This is a genomic window from Ruegeria sp. CDSA034 (assembly GCF_059612275.1).
Genome location: NZ_JBXWQH010000006.1, coordinates 28992 through 50279, shown reverse-complemented (window position 1 = coordinate 50279; position 21288 = coordinate 28992). Strand labels below are relative to the sequence as shown.

General features: G+C 57.1%; 22 protein-coding genes. 19 read left to right on the top strand and 3 right to left on the bottom strand.

What is annotated here, in order from left to right; translation table 11 throughout:
- Positions 1-37 precede the first annotated feature (37 nt).
- The 14 genes from AC2FLJ_RS12070 to AC2FLJ_RS12005 all read left to right on the top strand — a co-directional run bounded on the left by AC2FLJ_RS12070 (position 38) and on the right by AC2FLJ_RS12005 (position 13613).
- A complete protein-coding gene (locus AC2FLJ_RS12070) occupies positions 38-1249 on the top strand; it encodes an ABC transporter substrate-binding protein (RefSeq protein WP_496698917.1) in 1212 nt (403 codons plus the stop codon).
- 66 nt (positions 1250-1315) lie between these two features.
- The gene (locus AC2FLJ_RS12065; protein WP_496698919.1) at positions 1316-2338 is read left to right on the top strand and encodes a carbohydrate ABC transporter permease; all 1023 of its coding nucleotides are present in this window, start codon (positions 1316-1318) and stop codon (positions 2336-2338) included.
- A 1-nt stretch (position 2339) separates the two neighbouring features.
- Complete coding sequence (locus AC2FLJ_RS12060; RefSeq protein WP_109312349.1) at positions 2340-3494, top strand: carbohydrate ABC transporter permease; 1155 nt, start codon at positions 2340-2342, stop codon at positions 3492-3494.
- Positions 3495-3621: 127 nt separating this feature from the next.
- Positions 3622-4152, top strand: a complete 531-nt coding sequence (locus AC2FLJ_RS12055) for an ester cyclase (RefSeq protein ID WP_496698921.1) — start codon at positions 3622-3624, stop codon at positions 4150-4152.
- 11 nt (positions 4153-4163) lie between these two features.
- Positions 4164-5495 carry a histidinol dehydrogenase gene (gene hisD / locus AC2FLJ_RS12050; protein WP_496698923.1) on the top strand — a complete coding sequence of 444 codons (1332 nt, stop codon included), beginning with the start codon at positions 4164-4166 and terminating at the stop codon, positions 5493-5495.
- Positions 5492-6544, top strand: a complete 1053-nt coding sequence (locus tag AC2FLJ_RS12045) for an ester cyclase (protein WP_496698925.1) — start codon at positions 5492-5494, stop codon at positions 6542-6544. Before hisD ends, AC2FLJ_RS12045 begins: the two co-directional genes overlap by 4 nt.
- Entirely contained in the window at positions 6544-7308 is a 765-nt protein-coding gene (locus tag AC2FLJ_RS12040; protein WP_496698927.1) for an SDR family NAD(P)-dependent oxidoreductase, read from the top strand. Before AC2FLJ_RS12045 ends, AC2FLJ_RS12040 begins: the two co-directional genes overlap by 1 nt.
- Positions 7308-8351 carry a LacI family DNA-binding transcriptional regulator gene (locus AC2FLJ_RS12035; protein ID WP_282120208.1) on the top strand — a complete coding sequence of 348 codons (1044 nt, stop codon included), beginning with the start codon at positions 7308-7310 and terminating at the stop codon, positions 8349-8351. Before AC2FLJ_RS12040 ends, AC2FLJ_RS12035 begins: the two co-directional genes overlap by 1 nt.
- The gene (locus AC2FLJ_RS12030; RefSeq protein WP_496705989.1) at positions 8348-9337 is read left to right on the top strand and encodes a nuclear transport factor 2 family protein; all 990 of its coding nucleotides are present in this window, start codon (positions 8348-8350) and stop codon (positions 9335-9337) included. The genes AC2FLJ_RS12035 and AC2FLJ_RS12030 overlap by 4 nt, the downstream gene beginning before the upstream one ends.
- Positions 9338-9529: 192 nt before the next feature.
- Positions 9530-10495 carry a cupin domain-containing protein gene (locus tag AC2FLJ_RS12025; protein WP_496705987.1) on the top strand — a complete coding sequence of 322 codons (966 nt, stop codon included), beginning with the start codon at positions 9530-9532 and terminating at the stop codon, positions 10493-10495.
- Positions 10492-11094 carry a class I SAM-dependent DNA methyltransferase gene (locus AC2FLJ_RS12020; RefSeq protein WP_496705985.1) on the top strand — a complete coding sequence of 201 codons (603 nt, stop codon included), beginning with the start codon at positions 10492-10494 and terminating at the stop codon, positions 11092-11094. Before AC2FLJ_RS12025 ends, AC2FLJ_RS12020 begins: the two co-directional genes overlap by 4 nt.
- A gap of 10 nt (positions 11095-11104) precedes the next feature.
- On the top strand, positions 11105-12229 hold the full coding sequence (locus AC2FLJ_RS12015) for a cobalamin-independent methionine synthase II family protein (protein WP_496705983.1): 1125 nt from the start codon (positions 11105-11107) through the stop codon (positions 12227-12229).
- Entirely contained in the window at positions 12226-12921 is a 696-nt protein-coding gene (locus AC2FLJ_RS12010) for an alpha/beta fold hydrolase (protein WP_496705981.1), read from the top strand. Before AC2FLJ_RS12015 ends, AC2FLJ_RS12010 begins: the two co-directional genes overlap by 4 nt.
- A complete protein-coding gene (locus AC2FLJ_RS12005) occupies positions 12918-13613 on the top strand; it encodes an RraA family protein (RefSeq protein ID WP_472722927.1) in 696 nt (231 codons plus the stop codon). Before AC2FLJ_RS12010 ends, AC2FLJ_RS12005 begins: the two co-directional genes overlap by 4 nt.
- Positions 13614-13647: 34 nt before the next feature.
- On the opposite strand, the gene AC2FLJ_RS12000 is transcribed toward AC2FLJ_RS12005, so the two are convergent.
- Both AC2FLJ_RS12000 and AC2FLJ_RS11995 read right to left on the bottom strand, forming a co-directional pair.
- The gene (locus AC2FLJ_RS12000) at positions 13648-14790 is read right to left on the bottom strand and encodes an adenylate/guanylate cyclase domain-containing protein (RefSeq protein WP_496705979.1); all 1143 of its coding nucleotides are present in this window, start codon (positions 14788-14790) and stop codon (positions 13648-13650) included.
- 312 nt (positions 14791-15102) lie between these two features.
- Entirely contained in the window at positions 15103-15972 is an 870-nt protein-coding gene (locus AC2FLJ_RS11995) for a LysR family transcriptional regulator (RefSeq protein ID WP_496698940.1), read from the bottom strand.
- A gap of 119 nt (positions 15973-16091) precedes the next feature.
- Here AC2FLJ_RS11995 and AC2FLJ_RS11990 point away from each other — a divergent pair, with 119 nt between their 5' ends.
- Genes AC2FLJ_RS11990 through AC2FLJ_RS11980 form a run of 3 tightly spaced genes read left to right on the top strand, consistent with a single transcriptional unit; the run spans position 16092 to position 18460 of the window.
- Positions 16092-16958, top strand: a complete 867-nt coding sequence (locus AC2FLJ_RS11990) for a HalD/BesD family halogenase (RefSeq protein WP_496705977.1) — start codon at positions 16092-16094, stop codon at positions 16956-16958.
- An 11-nt stretch (positions 16959-16969) separates the two neighbouring features.
- On the top strand, positions 16970-17518 hold the full coding sequence (locus AC2FLJ_RS11985; RefSeq protein ID WP_282169715.1) for an isochorismatase family protein: 549 nt from the start codon (positions 16970-16972) through the stop codon (positions 17516-17518).
- Between the two features lie 30 nt (positions 17519-17548).
- Positions 17549-18460, top strand: coding sequence for an NAD(P)-dependent oxidoreductase (locus AC2FLJ_RS11980; RefSeq protein ID WP_496705975.1), 912 nt, complete (start codon positions 17549-17551; stop codon positions 18458-18460).
- Positions 18461-18580: 120 nt separating this feature from the next.
- Here AC2FLJ_RS11980 and AC2FLJ_RS11975 read toward each other — a convergent pair whose 3' ends face one another.
- Positions 18581-19057: an Lrp/AsnC family transcriptional regulator gene (locus AC2FLJ_RS11975; protein ID WP_496705973.1), complete on the bottom strand. Its 477-nt coding sequence runs from the start codon at positions 19055-19057 to the stop codon at positions 18581-18583.
- 87 nt (positions 19058-19144) lie between these two features.
- On the opposite strand from AC2FLJ_RS11975, the gene AC2FLJ_RS11970 reads away from it, so the two are divergent.
- Together AC2FLJ_RS11970 and AC2FLJ_RS11965 are read left to right on the top strand one after the other, a co-directional pair.
- Positions 19145-20155: a pyridoxal-phosphate dependent enzyme gene (locus AC2FLJ_RS11970; RefSeq protein ID WP_496705971.1), complete on the top strand. Its 1011-nt coding sequence runs from the start codon at positions 19145-19147 to the stop codon at positions 20153-20155.
- On the top strand, positions 20148-21272 hold the full coding sequence (locus AC2FLJ_RS11965) for a M20 aminoacylase family protein (protein ID WP_496705969.1): 1125 nt from the start codon (positions 20148-20150) through the stop codon (positions 21270-21272). Before AC2FLJ_RS11970 ends, AC2FLJ_RS11965 begins: the two co-directional genes overlap by 8 nt.
- Positions 21273-21288 lie beyond the last annotated feature (16 nt).

The window sequence follows — 21288 nt, the reverse complement described above, 5'->3', positions numbered from 1 at the left end:
ACGTCGACGACGGACCGATCCTGACAGGGAGAAACGCATGAAACTCAAGACGATCCTAATGGCAGGTGCCATGTCCATCGCTGCCACCGGCGCATGGTCGGAATGCGCCTTCGAAAACGACGTGCCACTAAAGTCGCTGTCCGCCGGGTTTGAAGCCTGGAAAGCGGTCACCGATGCGATGGCGGAATGCGGCAACTTCAGTGCTTCGCTGGACCAGGAATTCCGTGAAAAGCAACCCGAAGCCTTTGCGGCTGATCCCGCACTTTATCAGATCGGCGGTGTATCGAACGCAACACTGGTCCCCTTGCTGAACGCGGGCACGATCCGCCCTCTGGACGATCTGGTTGAAAAATATGGCCAGGATTTGCTGCCCAACCAGTTGATCAAGGTGGACGGACAAACCATGGCCATCGCGATGATGGTGAATGCGCAGCACCTGATGTATCGCGACGATGTTCTGGCTGAACTGGGCATCGAAGAGCCGAAGACTTATGGCGATGTTCTTTCCGCAGCTGCCAAGATCAAGGAAGCCGGCGTCATGGACTATCCCATTGGTGGGACGTTCAAGACCGGTTGGAACCTTGGTCAGGAGTTCGTCAACATGTATTTGGGCGAGGGCGGTTCGTTCTTTGGTGACGGCAACATGCCTGCAATCAATAACGAGCAAGGCGTAGCAGCGCTTGAGACATTGAAGGCCATGACCGAGTATATGGACCCGGAATACCTGGTCTCTGACTCGACCTATGTGCAGCAGCAGTTCCAGCAGGGCAAGATCGCGATGGCGAACCTGTGGGCCAGCCGTGCCGCTGCGATGAACGATGAGGCCGAAAGCCAGGTCGTTGGCAAAGTGACCATGGCCGCGGCTCCAATGGGATCGGCGGTTCCGGCGACCACAATCTGGTGGGACGGTATTGTTCTGGCTTCGAACATGAGCGACGAAGAAGCGGATGCTGCCTTCCGCGTCGCACTTGAGGGCATGGACACCGATACGGTCAGTGCGAACAACGATGTCGCAGTATGGCTGAGCACGGCCTATTCGGCAGGTCCTTTGGCTGCAGGTGCTGCAGCGTCTGCTGAAGGCGGTGCCAAGGCTTACCCGGCTTCCGGTCCTATGGGCATCATGCACACCTCGTTGGGTAACGGGCTGGCCGACTACCTGACCGGTGCCAAAGACGCGCAGACGACTCTGGCCGATATCGAGGCAGACTACGTCACTGCCGCGAAAGAAGCGGGTCTGATCAGCAACTGATCCTCCCTTGGGAGGGCTATGGCCCTCCCATCCCTTTCCCCCGAGAACCATTAGAAAGGCAGAGCCATGAATTTCCGGACATTTGCTGCTTTTGTCGGTCCCTCTGTCTTTATGATGCTTCTCTTCATCGCGTTCCCGCTGGTCAGCGTGTTCAAGCAGAGTTTCTATATCACCCAGCCGATCTATGAGACGGTTGAAAAAGAAACCTGTACCCCTGGTTTCCTGACCCAGACCTGTGTGACCGAAAAGGTGTCGCAGCCAAAGCTGGATGAGCATGGTGAGATCATCACGCAAACCCAGTATGTGGGGTTGCAAAGCTATCGCAATGTTCTGGAACCTGACCGCGCATGGCGCGCCATAAGTGACGGCAGCTGGCATGTGCTGTCGACGATCAATTTCTGGAAGGCCCTGCGGTTCACGCTGACGTTTACTTTGATCACCCTGCCGCTGGTGGTCGGTTGCGGGTTAGGGATCGCGATCCTGATAAACAATGCTGCGCGTTCTATCCGCGGTCCGGTGATATTCGTCTCTCTGCTGCCTTTTATCATCACTCCGGTGATCGGAGTGCTGTCAATCAATTGGCTGTTCCGCGGCGACGGTATCCTGACTGCGATGATGGAATGGTGGCTGAACCGTGACATAGCCCTGTTCGCGCAGGCTTGGACGATTGAAGTCCTGATGATGATCTACCGCGTCTGGCACGTGGCGCCCTTTGCGGCCATCATCTTTTACGCCGGTCTGCAAACGGTCAATCAGGACAGTCTGGAAAGCGCGATTATTGACGGGGCAACCCGCTGGCAGCGGCTGAAATACATCGTCATTCCGCATCTGATGCCGCTAATCATATTTGTATCGATGATCCACCTAATGGACAGCTACCGCGTGTTCGAAGAAATCGTTGGCTTCTCAAGCCAGGGCTATGTGATCTCGCTACAGTGGTTGACGTTTGACTACCTGACGCCGGATCAGGCAGGCAACCGGTCGATCAGCCGTGCCTCGGCCAACTCGATGCTGACCATGATTGGCGTTGTCATCCTGCTTATCCTTCCGCTGCGCCGCACATGGCGCGATCATAAAGGAGGTCACTGACATGTCCTCGCGCGCGCTTCGCCAACCGCTCAGCCTGCGGCTGACCTCGAACATCTTTCTGGCGCTTTGGTGCCTGATCGCGGCCTTCCCGATCTTCTGGATCGTAGTGATGAGCTTCAAATCGCCGGTCGATGCGTTCGACAGTAACGCGCTGAACGTGATTTTCGGCCCGGCCACACTGGGCGTCGGCAAGGGGCTGTCGCTGCTGGATATCATTCTGGGCGTGGCGGTGATCTGGGCAACGATAATCATCGCCACCAAAACACTGCCGTCGATGGTAAAATCTTACTCGAAACCCGGACAGGAATGGTTCGGCTGGGTCATTGGCGTACTGGTCGTTTTGGTGGGCTTTCTCGTGGTGTTCTTTGTCGTCCTGCCGGCCGTTCTAAACGTGCTCAACCCGTGGTTCGGGCCCTTGGGCCGGGACGTGCTTGGCCTGACCACCGAACACTACAAGACCGTCTGGATTGACCGGGGCTTTTCAAACAACTTCAAGAACTCCCTGATCGTGACAACAGGTGTGGTGACCGTGTCGCTGACCGTTGGGACGTTGGCGGGATATGGTCTGGCACGGTCTGGATCGACTTTGGCTTTCTGGATCCTAATTGTCGCCTTGGTGTTCCGGGCCCTGCCGCATTCGGTGCTGGTGGCTGGTTATCTGCCGGTTTTCATCAACTCGGCTGAATGGCTGGCCCCGATCCTGGGTGAAAATGCACCAACACTTTACGGCAAGCCATTTGCGGTGATTGCTGTTCTGGTTGCGATCAATCAGCCATTCACGATCTGGATGCTGCGTTCGTTCTTTCAGAATATCCCGGCAGAGCTGGATGAGGCCGCCCGCGTTGATGGTTGCAGCCATTTTCAGGCCTTCCGCCGTGTGATCATGCCGGTAATGTGGCCGGGGGTGATCACCACAGGCCTGTTCAGTTTCCTGCTGGCGTATAACGACTTTCTTGTCACTGCGTTGCTGCTGGACGCGCAGAACCAGACCATGGTTCCCGCCATTGTCGGCATGTTCAACCGCGAGACGACTACAACCGACCAAGTGGTCGCGGTTGCCGCCGCCGTGTCGATCACTGCGCCGCTGATCTTCCTTGTGCTGATCTTCCAGCGCCAGATCGTCAGCGGTCTGACAGCCGGAGCGGTCAAAGGCTGATGAGCAACCATGCACGCCATAACGCCATGTCGCGCCACCCGGCGCTGAACAGGATGCCGAGGGACTTTCTGAGTATCGGGGCTGTGATCCCCAAACTCTCTCTCTGGCAACCTGAAAGGACATAGACATGAAAGGTTCCCGTCCCGAACAAGCGGTTCTGACCCGCGACACGGACATGAGCAAAACCGAAGACACGCGCCGCGTGATCGAAACCATGGTGGATGGTCTGAACGATCACCGCATTGATGACATCGGAGAATTCTTCACCCAGGGCTTCCGCTGGATGGGCAATCAAGGCTGCGGCACCAAAACCGGGCTGAAAGAGTTTCAGGAAAACTGGCAGCGCCCGTTTCAGGCGGCGTTTTCGGACAAGACCTGCATCGATGAGGCCCGTCTATACATGGGCGAATGGGCAGCAGCCTTTGGTCGTCAGGAAGCAACCCATACGGGTGAGTTTCTGGGCATCGCCCCTACCGGCAAGCGGGTCGAGATCCGCTACATGGATTTTTGGAAAGTCGTTGACGGCAAGATCGTCGACAACTGGGTGAATGTCGATTTCGCACATGTCGCGGCGCAACTGGGCGTCGACCTGTTCAACGGCCAAGGCTGGGAAGCATTTGACCGGGGTGAGAAATGTCCACCCCGGCCGGAAAACTGAGGATTGGAAACATGGCAATCGAGTATCTTAAACGCGGCAAATCCGATGCGGACCGGGCGGAAGATGATGCCAAGACCCGCGCCGTGGTTGAGGCGACGCTGAAAGACATCGAAACCCGCGGTGATGCTGCGGTGCGTGAGTTGAGTGAGAAGTTCGACAACTACTCGCCAGCCTCGTTCCGCCTGAGCCAGAAGGAAATCGATGACTTGATCGGTCAACTGACCGATAGGGAACTGGCCGACATAAAATTCGCACAGGAACAGGTGCGCAACTTTGCGCAGGCTCAGCGGGATTCAATGCTGGACATCGAGGTTGAAACCCTGCCGGGCGTGATCCTTGGCCATAAGAACATCCCCGTACAATCGGTCGGGTGTTACGTCCCCGGCGGCAAGTTCCCAATGGTGGCGTCGGCCCATATGTCCGTGGCCACGGCCTCAGTTGCCGGTGTCCCTCGGATCATTGCCTGCACGCCTCCGTTCAAAGGCAAGCCGAACCCAGCAGTGATTGCGGCCATGCATTTGGGTGGCGCGCATGAGATCTACGTTATGGGTGGCATACAGGCCATTGGTGCGATGGCTTTGGGCACCGAGACGATTGATCCGGTTCACATGCTGGTTGGTCCCGGTAACGCCTTTGTCGCCGAAGCCAAGCGCCAGTTGTTCGGGCGCGTCGGCATTGATCTGTTTGCAGGTCCCACCGAAACCATGGTGATCGCGGACGAGACCGCAGCAGATGCCGAACTGTGCGCAACCGACCTGCTGGGGCAGGCCGAACACGGCTATAACAGCCCCTGTGTGCTGCTGACCAACTCTCACAAGCTTGCCAAAGAGACACTGTCCGAGGTGGACCGCCTTTTGGGCATCCTGCCGACTGCAGACACCGCGAAAGTGTCCTGGGATGAATATGGCGAGGTGATCGTCTGCGACACGTATGACGAGATGCTGCAAGTCGCAGATGACATCGCCTCGGAACATGTGCAGGTGATGACGGATCGTGACGACTGGTTCCTTGAGAATATGACCTGCTACGGCGCGTTGTTCCTTGGTCCGCGCACCAACGTGTCAAACGGGGACAAGGTGATTGGTACGAACCACACCCTGCCAACGAAGAAGGCCGGGCGTTATACTGGTGGGCTTTGGGTTGGGAAGTACCTGAAAACGCACAGTTATCAGAAAGTTCTGACCAACGAGGCGGCGACACTAATCGGCGAATACGGCTCGCGTCTGTGCATGTTGGAAGGTTTTGTTGGCCACGCAGAACAGTGCAACGTCCGCGTGCGTCGCTATGGTGGCATCAATGTGCCCTATGGCGAACCCGCGCCGTATCGGGATGCCGCTGAATGAGTGACAGGCATACACAGCATAAGGCCCTGATCGCTCCGCTTAGGGCCGCGATGTATGATTTTTCCGAGGCCGGTGTTCGCGCGGCACTGGCCGAGGTAACGGCCTCGGACGCCGTTTTCCACCTATGCCATCCCTTTGGCGACAGCATTGGCAGCGACGCTTTCTATGACCGCGCCTATAAAGACCTGTTGACGGCCTGGCCCGATCTGGAACGCCGCGACTACATTGTCATGGCCGGCCCGGATGAACATGGTTCGGACTGGGTCGGGTGCGGCGGCTACTACACGGGCACATTCACCGGCCCATGGCTGGACATCCCACCGACTGGTAATCAGGTTACTATGCGGTTCCACGAATTTTACCGTTTCGAAAACGGCAAAATCGCGGAAATACAGGCCCTTTGGGATATCCCCGAGGTGATGATGCAGGCAAATGCCTGGCCGATGGCACCCAGCCTTGGACGCGAATGGCATGTGCCGGGCCCGGCCACGCAGGACGGGTTCGTTCCCGGTCCGTATGATGAGGCAAAGGGCAAAGAGACCTGTCAGCACATCATCGATATGTTGGAGCACCTCAAGAAACACCCCAAACAGGGTGGCCCCGAGGTTATGGAGATGGAACGGTTCTGGCATCCGCGCATGAACTGGTACGGGCCGTCGGGCATTGGAACCGGGCGTGGCTATGCGGGCTTTCGCAATTGGCACCAAATTCCGTTCCTGAGCGGAATGCCGGATCGTGGGCAGTTCGTGGACGACATCACCTACCACTTTTTCGGTGATGGCGAATACGCGGCTGTGACCGGCTGGCCCAATATGATCCAGACCGTCACTGATGACGGTTGGATGGGCATTGCGCCCTCGGGCAAGAAAATCACCATGCGTAGCCTCGATTTCTGGCGGCTGGAAAACGGGCGCATTCGTGAAAACTGGGTGCTGGTCGATCTTCTGGATGCTTATCGCCAGCTAGGCGTTGACGTCTTCGCCCGTCTACGGGAATTCAACAAAGCGCGAAACATAGGGCGCATTGAAATACCGGATGGAATGAGCTGATGACTGAACTGCCACGCACCCCTTCGTTTTACCTGACAGGAAAGACCGCCCTGGTGACAGGTGCCTCTTCAGGCATCGGGCAGGGCTGTGCCGTGGCGCTGGCCGAGGCGGGCGCGCATGTCGTCTGTGCGGCCAGAGGCGAGGACCGGTTGAATGAGACGGTGGCTGCTCTGCAGGGGCAGGGCTGGTCAGCCGAAGCGCTTGTGCTGGACCAGGGCGATCTGGGAAAGCTGAAACAGCTTTTCGAAACGCGAAACTTCGAGGTCGTGGTGAACTCGGCCGGGGTCGCCCGTCATAGCCCCGCAATTGAAACGACACCCGAAGACTTCGATGTCGTTACCGGCGTCAACTTGCGTTCCGCCTACTTCCTTTCCGCCTATGCTGCGCGTGCCTTGATCGATGCTGGCAAGCCAGGGTCCATAATTCATATCTCCAGTCAAATGGGCCATGTGGGCGGCGTAGACAGGGCGCTTTACTGTGCAACCAAGCATGGGCTCGAAGGTATGGTCAAATCCATGGCCATCGAATGGGGCAAGCAGGGCATTCGGATCAACACGGTCTGCCCGACGTTCATTCGAACGCCGTTGACCCAGTCCACTTTCGACAACCCCGAACGCGCCGCGTGGATCATGGAGAAGATCAAGCTGGATCGCGTGGGCGAGGTCGAAGATATCATGGGCGCGGTACGCTACCTCGCCTCGGATGCCTCAGCGCTGGTTACGGGCACCTCGATGTTGATTGACGGAGGTTGGACAGCAGATTGATGGCCGAGAAAGTAACATCACTCCAGGTCGCGCAACTTGCCGGTGTCAGCCAATCCGCCGTCAGCCGCGTCTTCACGCCGGGCGCTTCGGTCAGCAAGAAGACGGAAGAAAAGGTGCGCAAAGCCGCGACCGAGCTTGGCTATCGCCCCAATGTGTTGGCGCGCGCGATGGTGTCGGGCAAAAGCCGCATCATCGGTTTGGTCGTCGCCTATCTGGACAACTATTTCTATCCCGAAGCGCTTGAGAAGTTGTCGAACGAGTTGCAGGAGCAGGGGTATCACGTCCTGATCTTCATGGCCTCCAGAACGGCCGGAAACATTGACGACGTTATGGAGGAAATTCTTGATTATCAGGTTGATGGCGTGATCCTGGCCTCGGTCGCGATGTCGTCCGATATCGCAACACGGTGCCAACAAGCTGGTGTGCCGGTCGTGCTGTTCAACCGTAGTCAGGATATCGACGGGATCACCTCGGTGACCTCTGATAATTACTCCGGCGGTCGCAAGGTCGCTGAATTCTTTGTTGCCGCAGGCCACAGTCGCATCGCTTACATTGCCGGTTGGCAGGGTGCCTCAACCCAGCGAGACCGCGAGGCCGGTTTTCGCGCCGCACTCGGTGATGCAGGTCAGGATTTGTACGCCTACGAAATCGGAGAGTTCCTGACCGAAAATGCGCGATTGGCCGCGCGCCGCATGTTTGACGTTGAACCGCAAAAACGACCCGACGCGGTGTTCGTCGCCAATGACCATATGGCGCTTGCCGTGATGGACGTCGTTCGGTTTGAACTCGGAATGCGTATACCAGAAGACGTTTCTATCGTTGGATACGATGACGTACCGCAGGCCGGATGGCTTGCCTATAACCTCACCACCATTCGTCAACGCGCCAACCTGATGGTTGCGGAAACCGTTGATGCCTTGTTGGACCATATTGAAAACCCGGCAGTTGCCGCAGCCCGCAAGGTCGCGATTGATGGGCCGTTGATCGTGCGTACTTCGGCACGGCTGCCCAAAGGCTGGACCCCGCAAAGGATGAAAACATGAAAGGCTTTGATCCCAAGTTCCGGGATTTTCCCGACTATATCATCGGAATTACCAAAGAGATCTGGGAAGACCGGGGCATCGCAACCCTGCACGAATATTACAGCGAAGATATCGTCGTTCGTTCACCCGGTTCGGTGGTTGTGGGAAATCAGAATGTGATCGGCGCCACGATGGCGACCCTGGCCGAGTTTCCGGATCGGCAGTTGATGGGTGAAGATGTGATCTGGTCGGGCACGCCGGAAGAGGGCATGCTCAGCTCTCACCGCATCCTGTCTACTGCCACGCATCTGGCCGAAGGGGTTTACGGCAAACCTACGGGTACGAAACTTTGCTATCGGATTCTGGCCGACTGCCACGCCATCGACAACCAGATTAACGACGAATGGTTGATCCGCGATCAGGGCGCGATTGTGCGGCAGATGGGCTGGGACCCAAAGGAATACGCCGCTGATCTGATTGCGCGCGAGGGCGGTAAGGACAGCTGCACCAAGCCTCTGACCCCCGAAATCGACCAGCCCGGCCCCTACAAGGGTCGCGGCAATGATAATGAGTGGGGGCAGCGATATGCTGATATCCTGACCCGGATCATGAGTGCCGATATGGGCACAATCGCGGCTGAATATGACCGTGCGGTGCAGTCTGAGTATGTGGGCGGCGTCACGGGGCACGGCCGGGATGCCGTCGACCGGTTCTGGATGGGGCTGCGGGCGAGTTTCCCGAATGCTGAATTCAAGATTGAACACCAGATCGGGCGCGACGACCCGGATATGCCGCCGCGATCAGCAATTCGCTGGAGCCTTTGGGGCAAGCATGACGGCTGGGGCATGTTCGGGGCGCCGACAGGGGCACAGGTTTATGTCCTCGGGATCAGTCACGCCGAGTTTGGCGCGTTGATTGCGGGGCAGCCGCAGCTGCGCCGTGAATATACTCTGTTCGATGAAACCTCGGTCTGGAAACAGATCCTGTTGCAGAGCGGAGAGGTCTGAGTGGCCCGCCCGGTCGCATATCGTATCCTTGCAGGTGGTCTGTGTGAAACCGGAGCCCGTCGACGTTTCCATATGTTCCGTCAAAGCCTGCGGGCGCGGCGACTGAATCTGCGCCCGCCAGGGGAGTGAGCGCCTGTGCCGCCTGAGCACACGAGCTTGCATTCCTGAAAACAAAATATCGGATCATACATCATGACCAAATCAGCCATCACTTCCCGCATTGTCCGCTACGGCGAGCTTCAACCCTGTAAAACCGCGTTTATCGATGCCCATACGCCGGGCAGCGATCAGAAAGAGAATTTCACGATCATCGGCGGTGGCGTCTCGGAATCTCCGGATCAGCACGTGCACATCACCGACAAGATCGGCTTCAACATAGGTGCCGCGGGTCAGCCGCCGAAATGCCGGAACTCATTGCACAGCCACACAACGGCCGAGGTTTTCTTTGTTGCCAAAGGACGCTGGCGCTTTTTCTGGGGCCGTTATGGCACCGCCGGTGAGTTCATCGCCGAGGAGGGCGATATTTTCAACATCCCGACCGGCATCTTCCGTGGTTTCGAAAATGTTGGCCAAGACTACGGTATGATCATGGCAATCTTGGGCGGAGACGACGCGGGCGGAGGCGTCACTTGGGCCCCTCAGGTCATCGAAGATGCGCAGGCGCATGGTCTGATGCTGGGCGACAATGGCGTTCTGTATGACACCAAGAAAGGGCAGGAGCTGCCTCATAATGTGCACCCTATGCCCTTGCTGACCGAAGAGCAGTTGAAGGGCTATCCTGAGGTTCCGGTTGAGGATGTCGTCGGCAAATATGTTGCACGGTATTGGGATTTGATGGCGTTGTCGGCCAATAAGCCTGCGCAGGTGATTGGTGAGAGCGGGCTGATCAAGGATAAGCCGGGTTTTTCGGTAGACTTCCTTGGCCGGGGGTCCTCTGTGACCGAACCGATTGCGGCGGATAAACCTGTGGTTCTGATGCCAGCCAGCGGTCACTGGCATATCTCGATCGACGGGCACGAAACCACAATTTCGACAGGTGACACGGCTCTGGTTCTGCCCGGTGAATCCTATAGCGTTCATCCATCAATGACCGGGCAGGCGGGCCTGTACCGGATCACTGCAACCGATGAACCGGCAGGAGCGACCTGGACAGGATGAGCGCAGACCCGAACGACACCCAAGCCATATATGAGCGGCAAGCCACAGAGTATGACAAGCGCCGCTCAAAAGCCCTTTTCGAGGCGCGCTGGCTGGCGCGCTTCACGGCCAGCCTCAAACCGGGTGACCACGTACTGGATCTGGGCTGTGGCACAGGCGATCCCATTGCGCGCTGGTTTATGGCCGAAGGGTTTGATGTCACGGGTGTCGATTTTTCCGCAGCCATGCTGAACATCGCCAAAGAACGCTGGCCGGACGGGGATTGGCGGAAAGCTGACATGCGGGATTTTGAGCTGGATCAGCAATTCGATGGGATCATCGCCTGGAACAGTTTCTTTCACCTGACATCAGATGAGCAGAAGGGCTGCATCACCCGCATGGCGCGTCATTTACATAACGGTGGAATGCTGATGTTGACCGTGGGTCCACGCGAAGGAGAAGTTAGCGGCACAGTGGGGTCAGAGCTTGTCTATCACGCCTCGTTGTCCCCGGCCGGTTATGCATCGTGCCTAGAAGAGAACGGGCTGCAATTGACCGGCTTTTTGGCCGAAGATCCTGAAACCCAAAGCCATACTGTGCTGATGGCACGAAAACTGTAAGGAGGTCTTTATGGCCGTAAAAACCACACATGTTGGGTCTTTGCCCCGAACACAGGACGTCGTGGATCTTATCTTTGCCAGGGAAAACGGTGAACCATATGAAGCAGCCGCGTTTGACGCGTGTATGACCGCCGCAGTCTCTGAAACGGTGCGCAAACAGGTCGAAGCTGGCGTTGATATAGCCAGTGACGGAGAGACTTCGAAGATATCTTATGCGACTTATGTCAAGGACCGCTACACCGGGTTTTCCGGTGACAGCCCTCGAAACGCGCCTGCAGATTTGAAGATGTTTCCCGGCTTTCTGCAGCGGCTGGCCAATGACGGCGGCACGCCGCAATACGCCCGACCAATGTGCACCGGAGAAGTGCGATCAAAAGGGCAGGGTGAGTTAGAGAAGGACATCGCCAACCTCAAGGCGGCTATGACGCAGCATGGGGTCGAGCGCGGTTTCATGAATGCCGCGTCCCCGGGTGTGATCTCACTGTTTTTGCAGAACGATTTCTACACCACGCGTGAGGCATATCTGGCGGCGCTGGCCGATGCCATGAAAGAGGAATACGAGACCATCGTGGCCGCTGGTCTGGATCTGCAACTGGATTGTCCTGATCTGGCCTTATCGCGCCATATGCTGTTCACCGACCTTTCGGACGACGCGTTCATCAAAATCGCCGATATGCATGTTGAGGCGCTGAACCACGCGCTTCAGAACGTCCCACAGGATCGCGTACGGGTGCATATCTGCTGGGGCAACTATGAGGGTCCGCATTGCTGTGACATTGCGATGGACAAGGTATTCAGTACCCTGATGGCAACCAAATCGCGCTATATCCTGTTTGAGACTTCGAACCCGCGTCACGCCCACGAGTGGACCGTGTTCCGCGACCGCAAATCTGAGATACCCGATGACAAGGTTCTGGTCCCCGGTGTGGTCGACACCACCACCAATTTCGTCGAGCACCCCGAGCTTGTGGCCCAACGGATCGAACGTTTCACAGCAATCGTCGGCGCGGACCGGGTGATAGCAGGCAGCGATTGCGGCTTTGGCACTTTTGCGGGCTTCGGCGCGGTTGACCCTCAGATCGCCTACGCCAAGTTGGCCGCGCTATCAGAGGGGGCCAAGCTGGCCTCAGCATGATACCCGTGATTTTCTTGCCGGGCATGATGTGTGACGCCCGCCTTTTTGGCCCGCAAATCGACGCACTGTCAGGCAGGATGCCTGTGATGACATTCCCGTTGTCGCGACACGACAGCGTGCAAGCCATGGCAGATGACATTCTGCAAAATGCGCCGGCTGAATTCGCGCTGGCAGGATTGTCGATGGGCGGTATCGTGGCAATGGAAGTATTGCGTCAGGCCACGGAACGTGTTTCGCGCCTGGCTTTGCTCGACACAAATCCACTGGCTGAAAAGCCAGAGGTCAAAGCCCGCCGCGCGCCCCAGACGGCAGCCGTTCGCGACGGCAAGCTGAGGTCGGTGATGCGGGACGAGATGAAGCCCAGTTACCTGTCGGACGGGCCCAACCGGGGGGCTATCCTGGATCTGTGCATGGCAATGGCCACCGACTTGGGCCCTGACGTATTCTTGCGCCAATCGCAGGCTTTGATGGATCGCCCGGACCAAAGCGTGACGCTGACAGCTTTCACGGGAAAGGCTTTGGTTCTGTGTGGGCAAGAAGATCGGCTGTGCCCCGTGGAGCGCCACCAGATGATGCACGATCTATTGCCAGACAGCACGCTGGAGATCATCGAAGGTGCAGGGCATCTGCCGACATTGGAACAACCCCAAAAAACCACAGCGGCTTTGGTCCGTTGGTTGGAGGACACATGACGCCATCCCTTTTGTCCCTGCTTCGCAAGGTCGATACCCCCACCGTCTGCAATGCCATTGAGGTGGCGCAAGGCAAGCGCGGGTTCGATGATTTCACGCGCGGAACCATGCTGTGTTCAGCGCCTGAGGAACCTCCGATCGTCGGCTATGCCCGTACGGCAAAAATCGCGGCAGTCAATCCACCGACCGAACCGCCTGACGTCATCAAGACCCGGCGCATGGCCTACTACAAATACATGGCCGAAGCGGTCAATCCGTGCGTCGCGGTGATCGAGGATATGGATTATCCGGATTGCATCGGAGCCTATTGGGGTGAAATCAATACATCCGTCCACAAGGGTTTTGGTATGTCCGGTGTCGTAACCAATGGCGTCATGCGTGATCTGGGAGACTTACCCAAGGGGTTCCCAGTCGTCGCCGGTTCCGTCGGGCCAAGCCACGGTTTCGTCCACGTCCGCGAGATTGATACACCGGTTTCCGTTTTTGGCCTGACAGTTAATCCTGGCGAATTGGTGCACGCCGACCGTCATGGCGCGTTGGTTGTACCCGATGATGTCGTCGACCAGTTAGAAGCAGCAATCCAAAAGCTATTGGTGACAGAACGCATCGTCTTGGATGCAGCCAGTCAGCCAGGGTTTGATTTTGACGCTTTTGAGACCGCTTGGGCGGCCTTTGAAAAAGCCAGGGTCTGATTATAGGGGCAGACATTCCGCATGCCGCCGCGCCTCAGAGCTTCTGCTCGACGAGGGCGAACAGCTCAATTGGATGCGCAACGCCACGAATGTCGTGAAACCCGCAAGAAGCAAACAGATCATCCGAAGCGCCAGCAACGACTGACGTTGCCAAAACTCTTCGGCCAATAGATTTTGTCAAACCCTCAATTCGGCTGGCGACGTTCACCGCGCCACCAAGTACAGTAAAATCCAGTCTTCCGGGGCTGCCGATGTTGCCATAACTGACTTGCCCTGCGTTGATCCCGATACCAACGTCTAGAGCCGGTTTTCCGGCTTCCGCGCGACTGCAGTTGACGGCGGTCAGACCAGCCAAAACACTTTGCGCTGCATACGCAGCTTTGCGACATCGGTCAGCGCGATCAGCTTGCGTGGCGATGGTGAAAATCGACAGAATACCGTCACCCATAAATTTAAGAACATCGCCTCCATTCTCTTCCACTGACTGAACAACTAGATCGAAGTATCCGCTCAGCGCGTCAAAAACTTCCTCTTCAGGTGCGCTGTCCGATAGCGCCGTAAAGCCGCGCAAATCTGAGAACATGACCACGGCCTCAAGCGTTGTACGTTCCCCTCGTTTGATGCGCCCGTTCCAAACGCTGTCCGAGGGCCCATCGCCAAGGTAGGTTCGCAGAAGGCCTTTGGACGATTTGCGCATTGTGACAGGTTCCAAAGCCGAAGACAGCGCGGGCAGCGCGTCCTCGATCAATTTCAGATGCAGTGGCGAGAACCCTTCTGGTGCTTGGGTAACAAATGTGCAGCCGTGTAGTGATCTGTCGCCGTAATAAAGCAGGGTGGCATAATAGTCGGTGCCGCCCTGCTCGGCGAAGTCCAGGTAGGATGAATGCTCTGTCTTTGAATCCAGCTGGCGTAGACATTTGTGAAGTGGCTTTCGGTGTTCCAGAATATACTCAAATGAGCTTCCTACGTACCCGTCGGTCAACATCGTCTCATGTGTGACGTCATAGCTTTCGGTTCCATCAGGTGTCCAAACCACACCCCAAGCAATGAGTAAGGGATTGGCGAAGCGCTGGCCAATATTGACCCGCCAGAGCGGGACACCCGCCTTTATTAAGGAGGAGCAGAAATGCGACACCACTTTCACGGGATCGCCTGATTGGCGCCCTTCAGTGATCATCCAGTTTGTCAGTTGGGCTACGGAGTCCATTATTTCAAACTAGTCGCTAGGGCTGGATGCACAAAGGAAATTGGGCCTGTGATGGGCCGATTTGAACCAAATGAAGCCCGCGCATGATGCCAGGCGCGTTTAGGCTTGGCGCAAATTCAGGAGGCGATCCATCGAAGATCTCAAACCACAAACAGCTTGTTTTGCACGACCTGGCCCCAGATTGGGCTACCCGCTTCAAGCGCCTTGCCAAGGACGGCTTGGCAAGGCCGTGGTCATGTCCCGCTTGATCCCCAGGATGCATTCGCGTTTTAAGGGCGGTCGTCAAAAACGGGTTTGTAGCCACTCGCAAAAAGCGGTCGAAACGTGTGATCCCGCCGTACCTGTTTTGTGTTGCAAGACGTAGTGAGCCTGGCCTGTATCAACGGGGGCACCGACAATTCTGATCTGGCGGCCGCTTGCGATGGCCTGCTGCGCGAACCGGTTGATCATAATGGTGCAGCCGCTTTCCGCAGCCACCAATTCGCAGGCGGCAACCGAGGTATCGACGATAAGGCGCGGGGATACATCTGCGTTGGGCAGACCACGGGCCGACAGATACCGCGCCCAATGATCGTCAAACCCCAGAACGTGGATGGCAGCGTGGGCCAGCAGATCCTCGGGTGTTTTGATCATTGGCGCGGTGCGCACACCGCAAACCGGAACGATGAACTCATCGGAAAGCTTGACCATGCGCGTGTCGGAATGGGTTTGCGGAGCCAACTGGATGTCAACGTCCACGGGATGCCCTTCCTGGCCGCTCTGCCACAGAGAGGTGACAAGTTTGATCCCGATACCGGGATGGGCTGTCTGAAAGGTTGCAAGTTGCGGCGCCAGCCAAATGATCATGGCCGCCGACGCCCGCACTACGATCGTCGTCTCCAAGGCAGGCCCAAACAGCCCGTTTGTGGAAAATGCGATGTGCTCCAGTGAATCCCGGACCGATATCAAATAGGCCCGGCCGATTTCCGTCAGTTGCAGGCTTTTGGCCTTGCGAATGAACAGTTTCTGCCCCAGCTGACCTTCCAGCGCCTTCATGTGCTGACTGACAGCCGTTTGTGTCAGCCCCAGCTCTCGGCTGGCGGCGGTAAAGCTTAAATGACGTGCGGCGGCCTCGAAAGTGCGAAGCCAGTTCAGGTTGAGATTGCTTTTCATTGCCCATTCATAAGTTTTTTATGTGCATGGACGCAAATTGTTTCATTTTCCTTCATTTCGGTCGGCAGTTAGACAAAAGCAACTGACGACGAAGTCGACCAGACAAAAGGGAGCGATCTATGCCGGAGATCAATCTAGATGCAGCCACCGACATGGTTTTGAGCCTTGTAGATCTGGAGCGCTATCCCATTGCGGATCTGGAAAGTGCCGAAGGCGCTGCGTTTCTCAAGGCCTGTCAGGACCAGATGGAGGAACATGGCTGGTGCAATCTGGATGGGTTTATCCGTCCCGAGGCACTGGCAGCTCTGGCCGATGAATCCAACGCCTTGCTACCCACCGCTGACGTACTGACCATCAAACGCAACATCTATCAGGGCGCAATTGACCCGTCGCTGCCCAAGGATGATCCGCGTCGTAAGGAATATACGCATGTGGCGACGCAATTGGCGGATGATCAGCTGCCGAATGAAACGCTTATTCAGCGGCTTTATCAGTCGCCGCGTTTGACGGACTTTGTGCGCCGCGTCCAAAAGAAAGAGGTGCTGCATCGCTGCGCTGATGAGTTTCAAGCGCTGAATGTCGTCGCCCTGCATCCAGGAAGCTGGCACGCCTGGCATTATGATACGACGGAATGCACCGTGACGCTGTTGTTGCAGGCCGCTGAAACCGGGGGTGATTTTGCCTTCTTGCCGAACTCGCGCACCGACGAAACCGAGGACCGCGAGGCGGTGGATCGTTTGCTTGCTGGCGATATGTCCCATGCACAGAAGTTTGACCGGGGCGCCGGTACTTTTACCCTGTTTCGCGGTGGCTATTCATTGCACGGGGTGACAGAGGTCGAAGGGTCGACCCCTCGTGTCACCGCGATCATGACCTATGACGAACAGGAAGGCCGCGTGATCAGCGACGAAATCAACATCCGGATCTATGGTGATCGTGTCAAAAATATCCTCGCGGAACGCGCAGCCGCCACTATCAACGCATAAAGGACCACGCCATGAAAACTGCTCTACTCGTCATTGATGTGCAAATGGCGCTGGCCCATGAGGATGCCGCCGGTGCCGTGCGATCTTGCCCCGAGGCAGGCGACAATATTGGCCGACTTCTCAGCCGGTTTCGCGCGCAAGGTGACAAGATCGTCCATGTGCACCACCACGGGCTTGACCCGGATGATCCATTTCATGCGGACGCACCTGGCGCGGCTGTTCAACCCTTTGCAGCACCGCAGGGGGACGAGCCGGTGATCATCAAATACGTCTCCAGCGCGTTTGCCGGAACTTCGCTCGAGGCCGATCTGCGCGCCGACAATATTGAGCGTGTGGTCATCTGCGGGGCCACGGCCAATCACTGCGCCGAGTCCGCCGCGCGCTCTGCAAGCAGTCTGGGCTTTGAGATGGTCTATGCCTCAGATGCCGTCTGGGCTTATGACGCGACCGGGCCGGACGGGGTGACCCACAGCGCCGAACAGATCCATTCCGTCACGCTTGCCAATCTGCAGGGTGAGTTTGGTGAGGTATGTTCGACCGACACCATCCTGAATGCCTAAGCAATATAACTAACCCCGAGGACGGCGAAGATGCGCATTGGATTTATTGGGCTTGGCACCATGGGCGGCCCGGCGGCCCTGAATCTGATCAAGGGCGGGCATGACCTGACGGTCTGCGACCTTGATCGGAACCGGGCAGAAGAGCACCTGGCGCTTGGGGCGAAGTGGGCAGAGACCCCTGCGGCAGCCGCGCAAGCGGCGGACATCGTGTTCACCATGGTCTTTGGACCAAAACAAATCGAACAAGTGGCAGGTGGCGACGATGGGCTGCGATCCGCCATGTCCGCGGGGCAGGTTTGGGTGGATATGACAACAAACAAACCCGCCTTTGTGCGCGAGCTTGCCGCCACCTTTGCTGAAAACGGTGTACAGTTGATTGATGCGCCGGTCACAGGTGCCGTCGATGGTGCACGCACCGGCAACATGCCCCAATTTGCAGGTGGGGACGAAGCGACCGTCGCGCGTATTCGCCCCGTGATGGAACTGATGGGTCCGCTTCATTACATGGGCTCCAGCGGCAGCGGGTCCGTGACGAAACTGGCCAGCAATCAGCTTTGGGCCATCCACGCGACAGCCATGGGTGAAGCACTTGTCATGGCGGTGAAATCAGGTGTCGATCTGTCACGAGCCTGGGACGCGCTTAAGATCGGGGCCAGCGAAAGCTGGTGCATGCATCACGACGCCCCGTCCGTTTTTGCCGGACATTATGATCCGTCTTTCACACTGGACTTGTGCCAAAAGGATCTGGGCCTGATCGTTGAGGCCTGCGACGACGCCGGCACCGCCGCCCCTGCCACACGGCTGGTATGCACGCAGTTCGAAGCGGCCCGCGAAAAATACGGGGGCGACAAGGGCGAATTGCATGTGGTGAAGCTTGAAGAAGACAATGCTGGCGTGTCACTTCGCCTTGACGGGGATTGGATCCCGCACTGGGAAATATAACGAGGGGCCCAGTCTGGGCCCTAACCCCAAGGTCCTGCGACGCTGGCTAATAAGCGCATCCGCGGCCCAGCATTCGAAGGGCCGCTTTGAAGCGGTAGCTGACGCAAATGTTGATTCTTATTATTCTAACCCAACACCCTGAACAGGAATGCCCAAACCGACTTTCTTTCTCCCCATGACAACAGATGTACGAAAGCGACGGACGTTTGAGTTGTCGAAGAACAGTCGCTTCGTGAGTTCCTGAAAATCATCCATATCCTTTGCTGTGCAGACCAGACAGAAGTCGGCGTCTCCGGTGATGTAATAGCACTGCTGTACCATAGGCTCTGATTGCGCCTGACGTGAGAATGCGTCGATCTGATCCTGACGCTCGCGTTCCAATTCGACCATGACAATGAAGCTCATCGCGACACCTAGCTTTTTGGGATCAACGATCGCGACTTCTGAAAGAATTGCGCCCGAGGTTCTGAGCGCCTTTAACCGCCGCTGAACGGAGGCCACGGACAAGCCCGTCTCGGACGCAAGCGCTTCGAGGCCTATCTTGGCGTCGGTTTGCATCAACTGAAGCAGATTTCGGTCGTGCTGATCAAGTTTCATGCGAATTTCCCTTGGTGTGAGAAAATTTCCCGAAAATTAGGGAGAATTGACCATAATAGATCATCTGTCGCGTGTACAACTTTCTGTATGAAAAATCCAACGATACTCGATGTTGCAAAACCGCTGGCTCTGCTGGCTGCATGTCCCGCCTATAGACCAAGTCCGTTGGAGACGCGCAGTCTCCAAGACAGACCTATTCTGATCAAGGATGAAACCAACAGGATGGGATTGGGCGCTTTCAAAGCGCTCGGAGGCGTTTACGCTGTTGCCAAGCTGATAGAAGCGCGCGTCGGCCGCCCTTTGGAAGCAAACGCCTATTTGGATGATTCCGTAAAAACCATCGCACGCACGATGACTTTTGTCTGTGCCAGTGCAGGTAATCATGGCATGGCCGTGGCGGCCGGAGCGCGGTTGTTTGGCGCAAAGGCCCGCATTCACCTTGCCGAAACAGTGCCAGAGGATTTTGCAATTCGCCTGCGGGACAAAGGCGCGGAAGTTGTCCGATCGGGTGACGATTATGAGGCGAGCGTTGCGGCAGCCATAGCCGACGCCGAGGCGTCCGGGGCAATCCACCTCGCCGATGGATCTTGGCCTGGATATACCGAACCTCCGAGGTTGGTAATGGAAGGCTATACCGTCATCGCCGAAGAAATGCGGACAGAGTTGGAAAGCTCCGGAAATTGGCCAAGCCACGTTTACTTGCAGGCAGGCGTTGGTGGTCTGGCTGCGGGGATCGCTTACATGATCCGGTCCACCTGGGCGGTTCAGCCAAAGATCATAGTGGTCGAACCTGATGCGGCCCCTTGCCTTGCCGAAAGCGCCCGGGCGGGACAGATCGTAACGGTTGAGGGCCCGGTTTCCAATATGGGGCGTCTGGATTGCAAAACGCCTTCTATGCTGGCTTTCGAAATTCTGGAACGGTGCGCCGATGACTGGGTTACGGTCACTGACCTGCAGGCCGTGGACGCTGTAAAACATGCGCGCGATCTGGGCTTTTCCACCACGCCGTCAGGCGCAGCGGGGCTTGCAGCCTTGTTGACGGACGAGGCCAAATTGCCATTGATCGTGCTGTCCGAAGGGGCCGTTCCCGATGCTTGATCTCGTTGCGTTTCGCCGTGATCTGCATGCCCACCCGGAAACAGGCTTCGACCTTGACCGGACGTCGGATCTGATCGCGGCGGAGTTGGAACGCGCGGGACTTGAGGTCACCCGGGGTGTGGGCAGCGCGGGAATTGTGGCCACCTTGCGCCGTGGTCCGGACGAAACCGCAATCGGTTTTCGAGCCGACATGGACGCGCTGCCGATACAAGAGGCCACCAACTTGCCGTACCGCTCGGGAACGGAAGGCAAGTTTCATGGATGTGGCCACGATGGCCATAGCACCATGCTGCTGGGTGCCGCGCTGGAGCTTTCGGCGGACCCGTCTTTTGACCGCACCATTCACTTCATCTTTCAGCCGGACGAAGAGAACGGAAATGGGGCCGCCGCGATGATCGCGGACGGATTGTTCGAACGTTTCCCGATGGTCGCGATCTTCGGCCTTCACAACATGCCCGGAATGGAGCTTGGTCACTTTGCCACGCAAAGGGGCTCATTCTGCGCGTTCGAGGATAATTTTGAGATACGCGTTCAGGGTCAGGGCGGGCACGCGTCGATGCCGGAAAAAGGCGTTGATCCGATTGTGACTGGGGCCGCAATTGTGCAGCAGTTGCAATCGATCGTCTCTCGCTCGGTTCCAGCGAGCGAGCATGCAGTGGTTTCCGTAACGGAGTTCCTGACAGACGGCGCGCGCAACATTCTGCCTAGCAACGTAACTCTACGGGGGGATTGCCGGGGCTTTTCCAGAGATGTGTCCGAGAATATCGAGCGAAGAATGCGCGCCATAGTCGCCGGTGTATGTGCAGGACAAGGCGCTGAGGCGGAGGTTGATTACTCAACTTCCTTCCGGCCATTGGTGAACGATGCCAGAGCCACAGACATGATCGCGGATGCTGCTCGTGATGTTGGCCGCGTTGATGCTGAGTATGGTCGGGTAGGATTCTCTGAAGATTTTGCAGAGTTTCTTGCGCACCGCCCCGGGGCCTTCATCCTGATGGGCAACGGATTGGAAGGGAACAATTCGATGCCGCTTCATAACCCGTCGTATGATTTTAACGACGAGGCGATCAGACATGGGATTGCGTTTTGGACCAGCACAGCGCGGCGGGAATTTTGATGGCAAGCGATGCCTG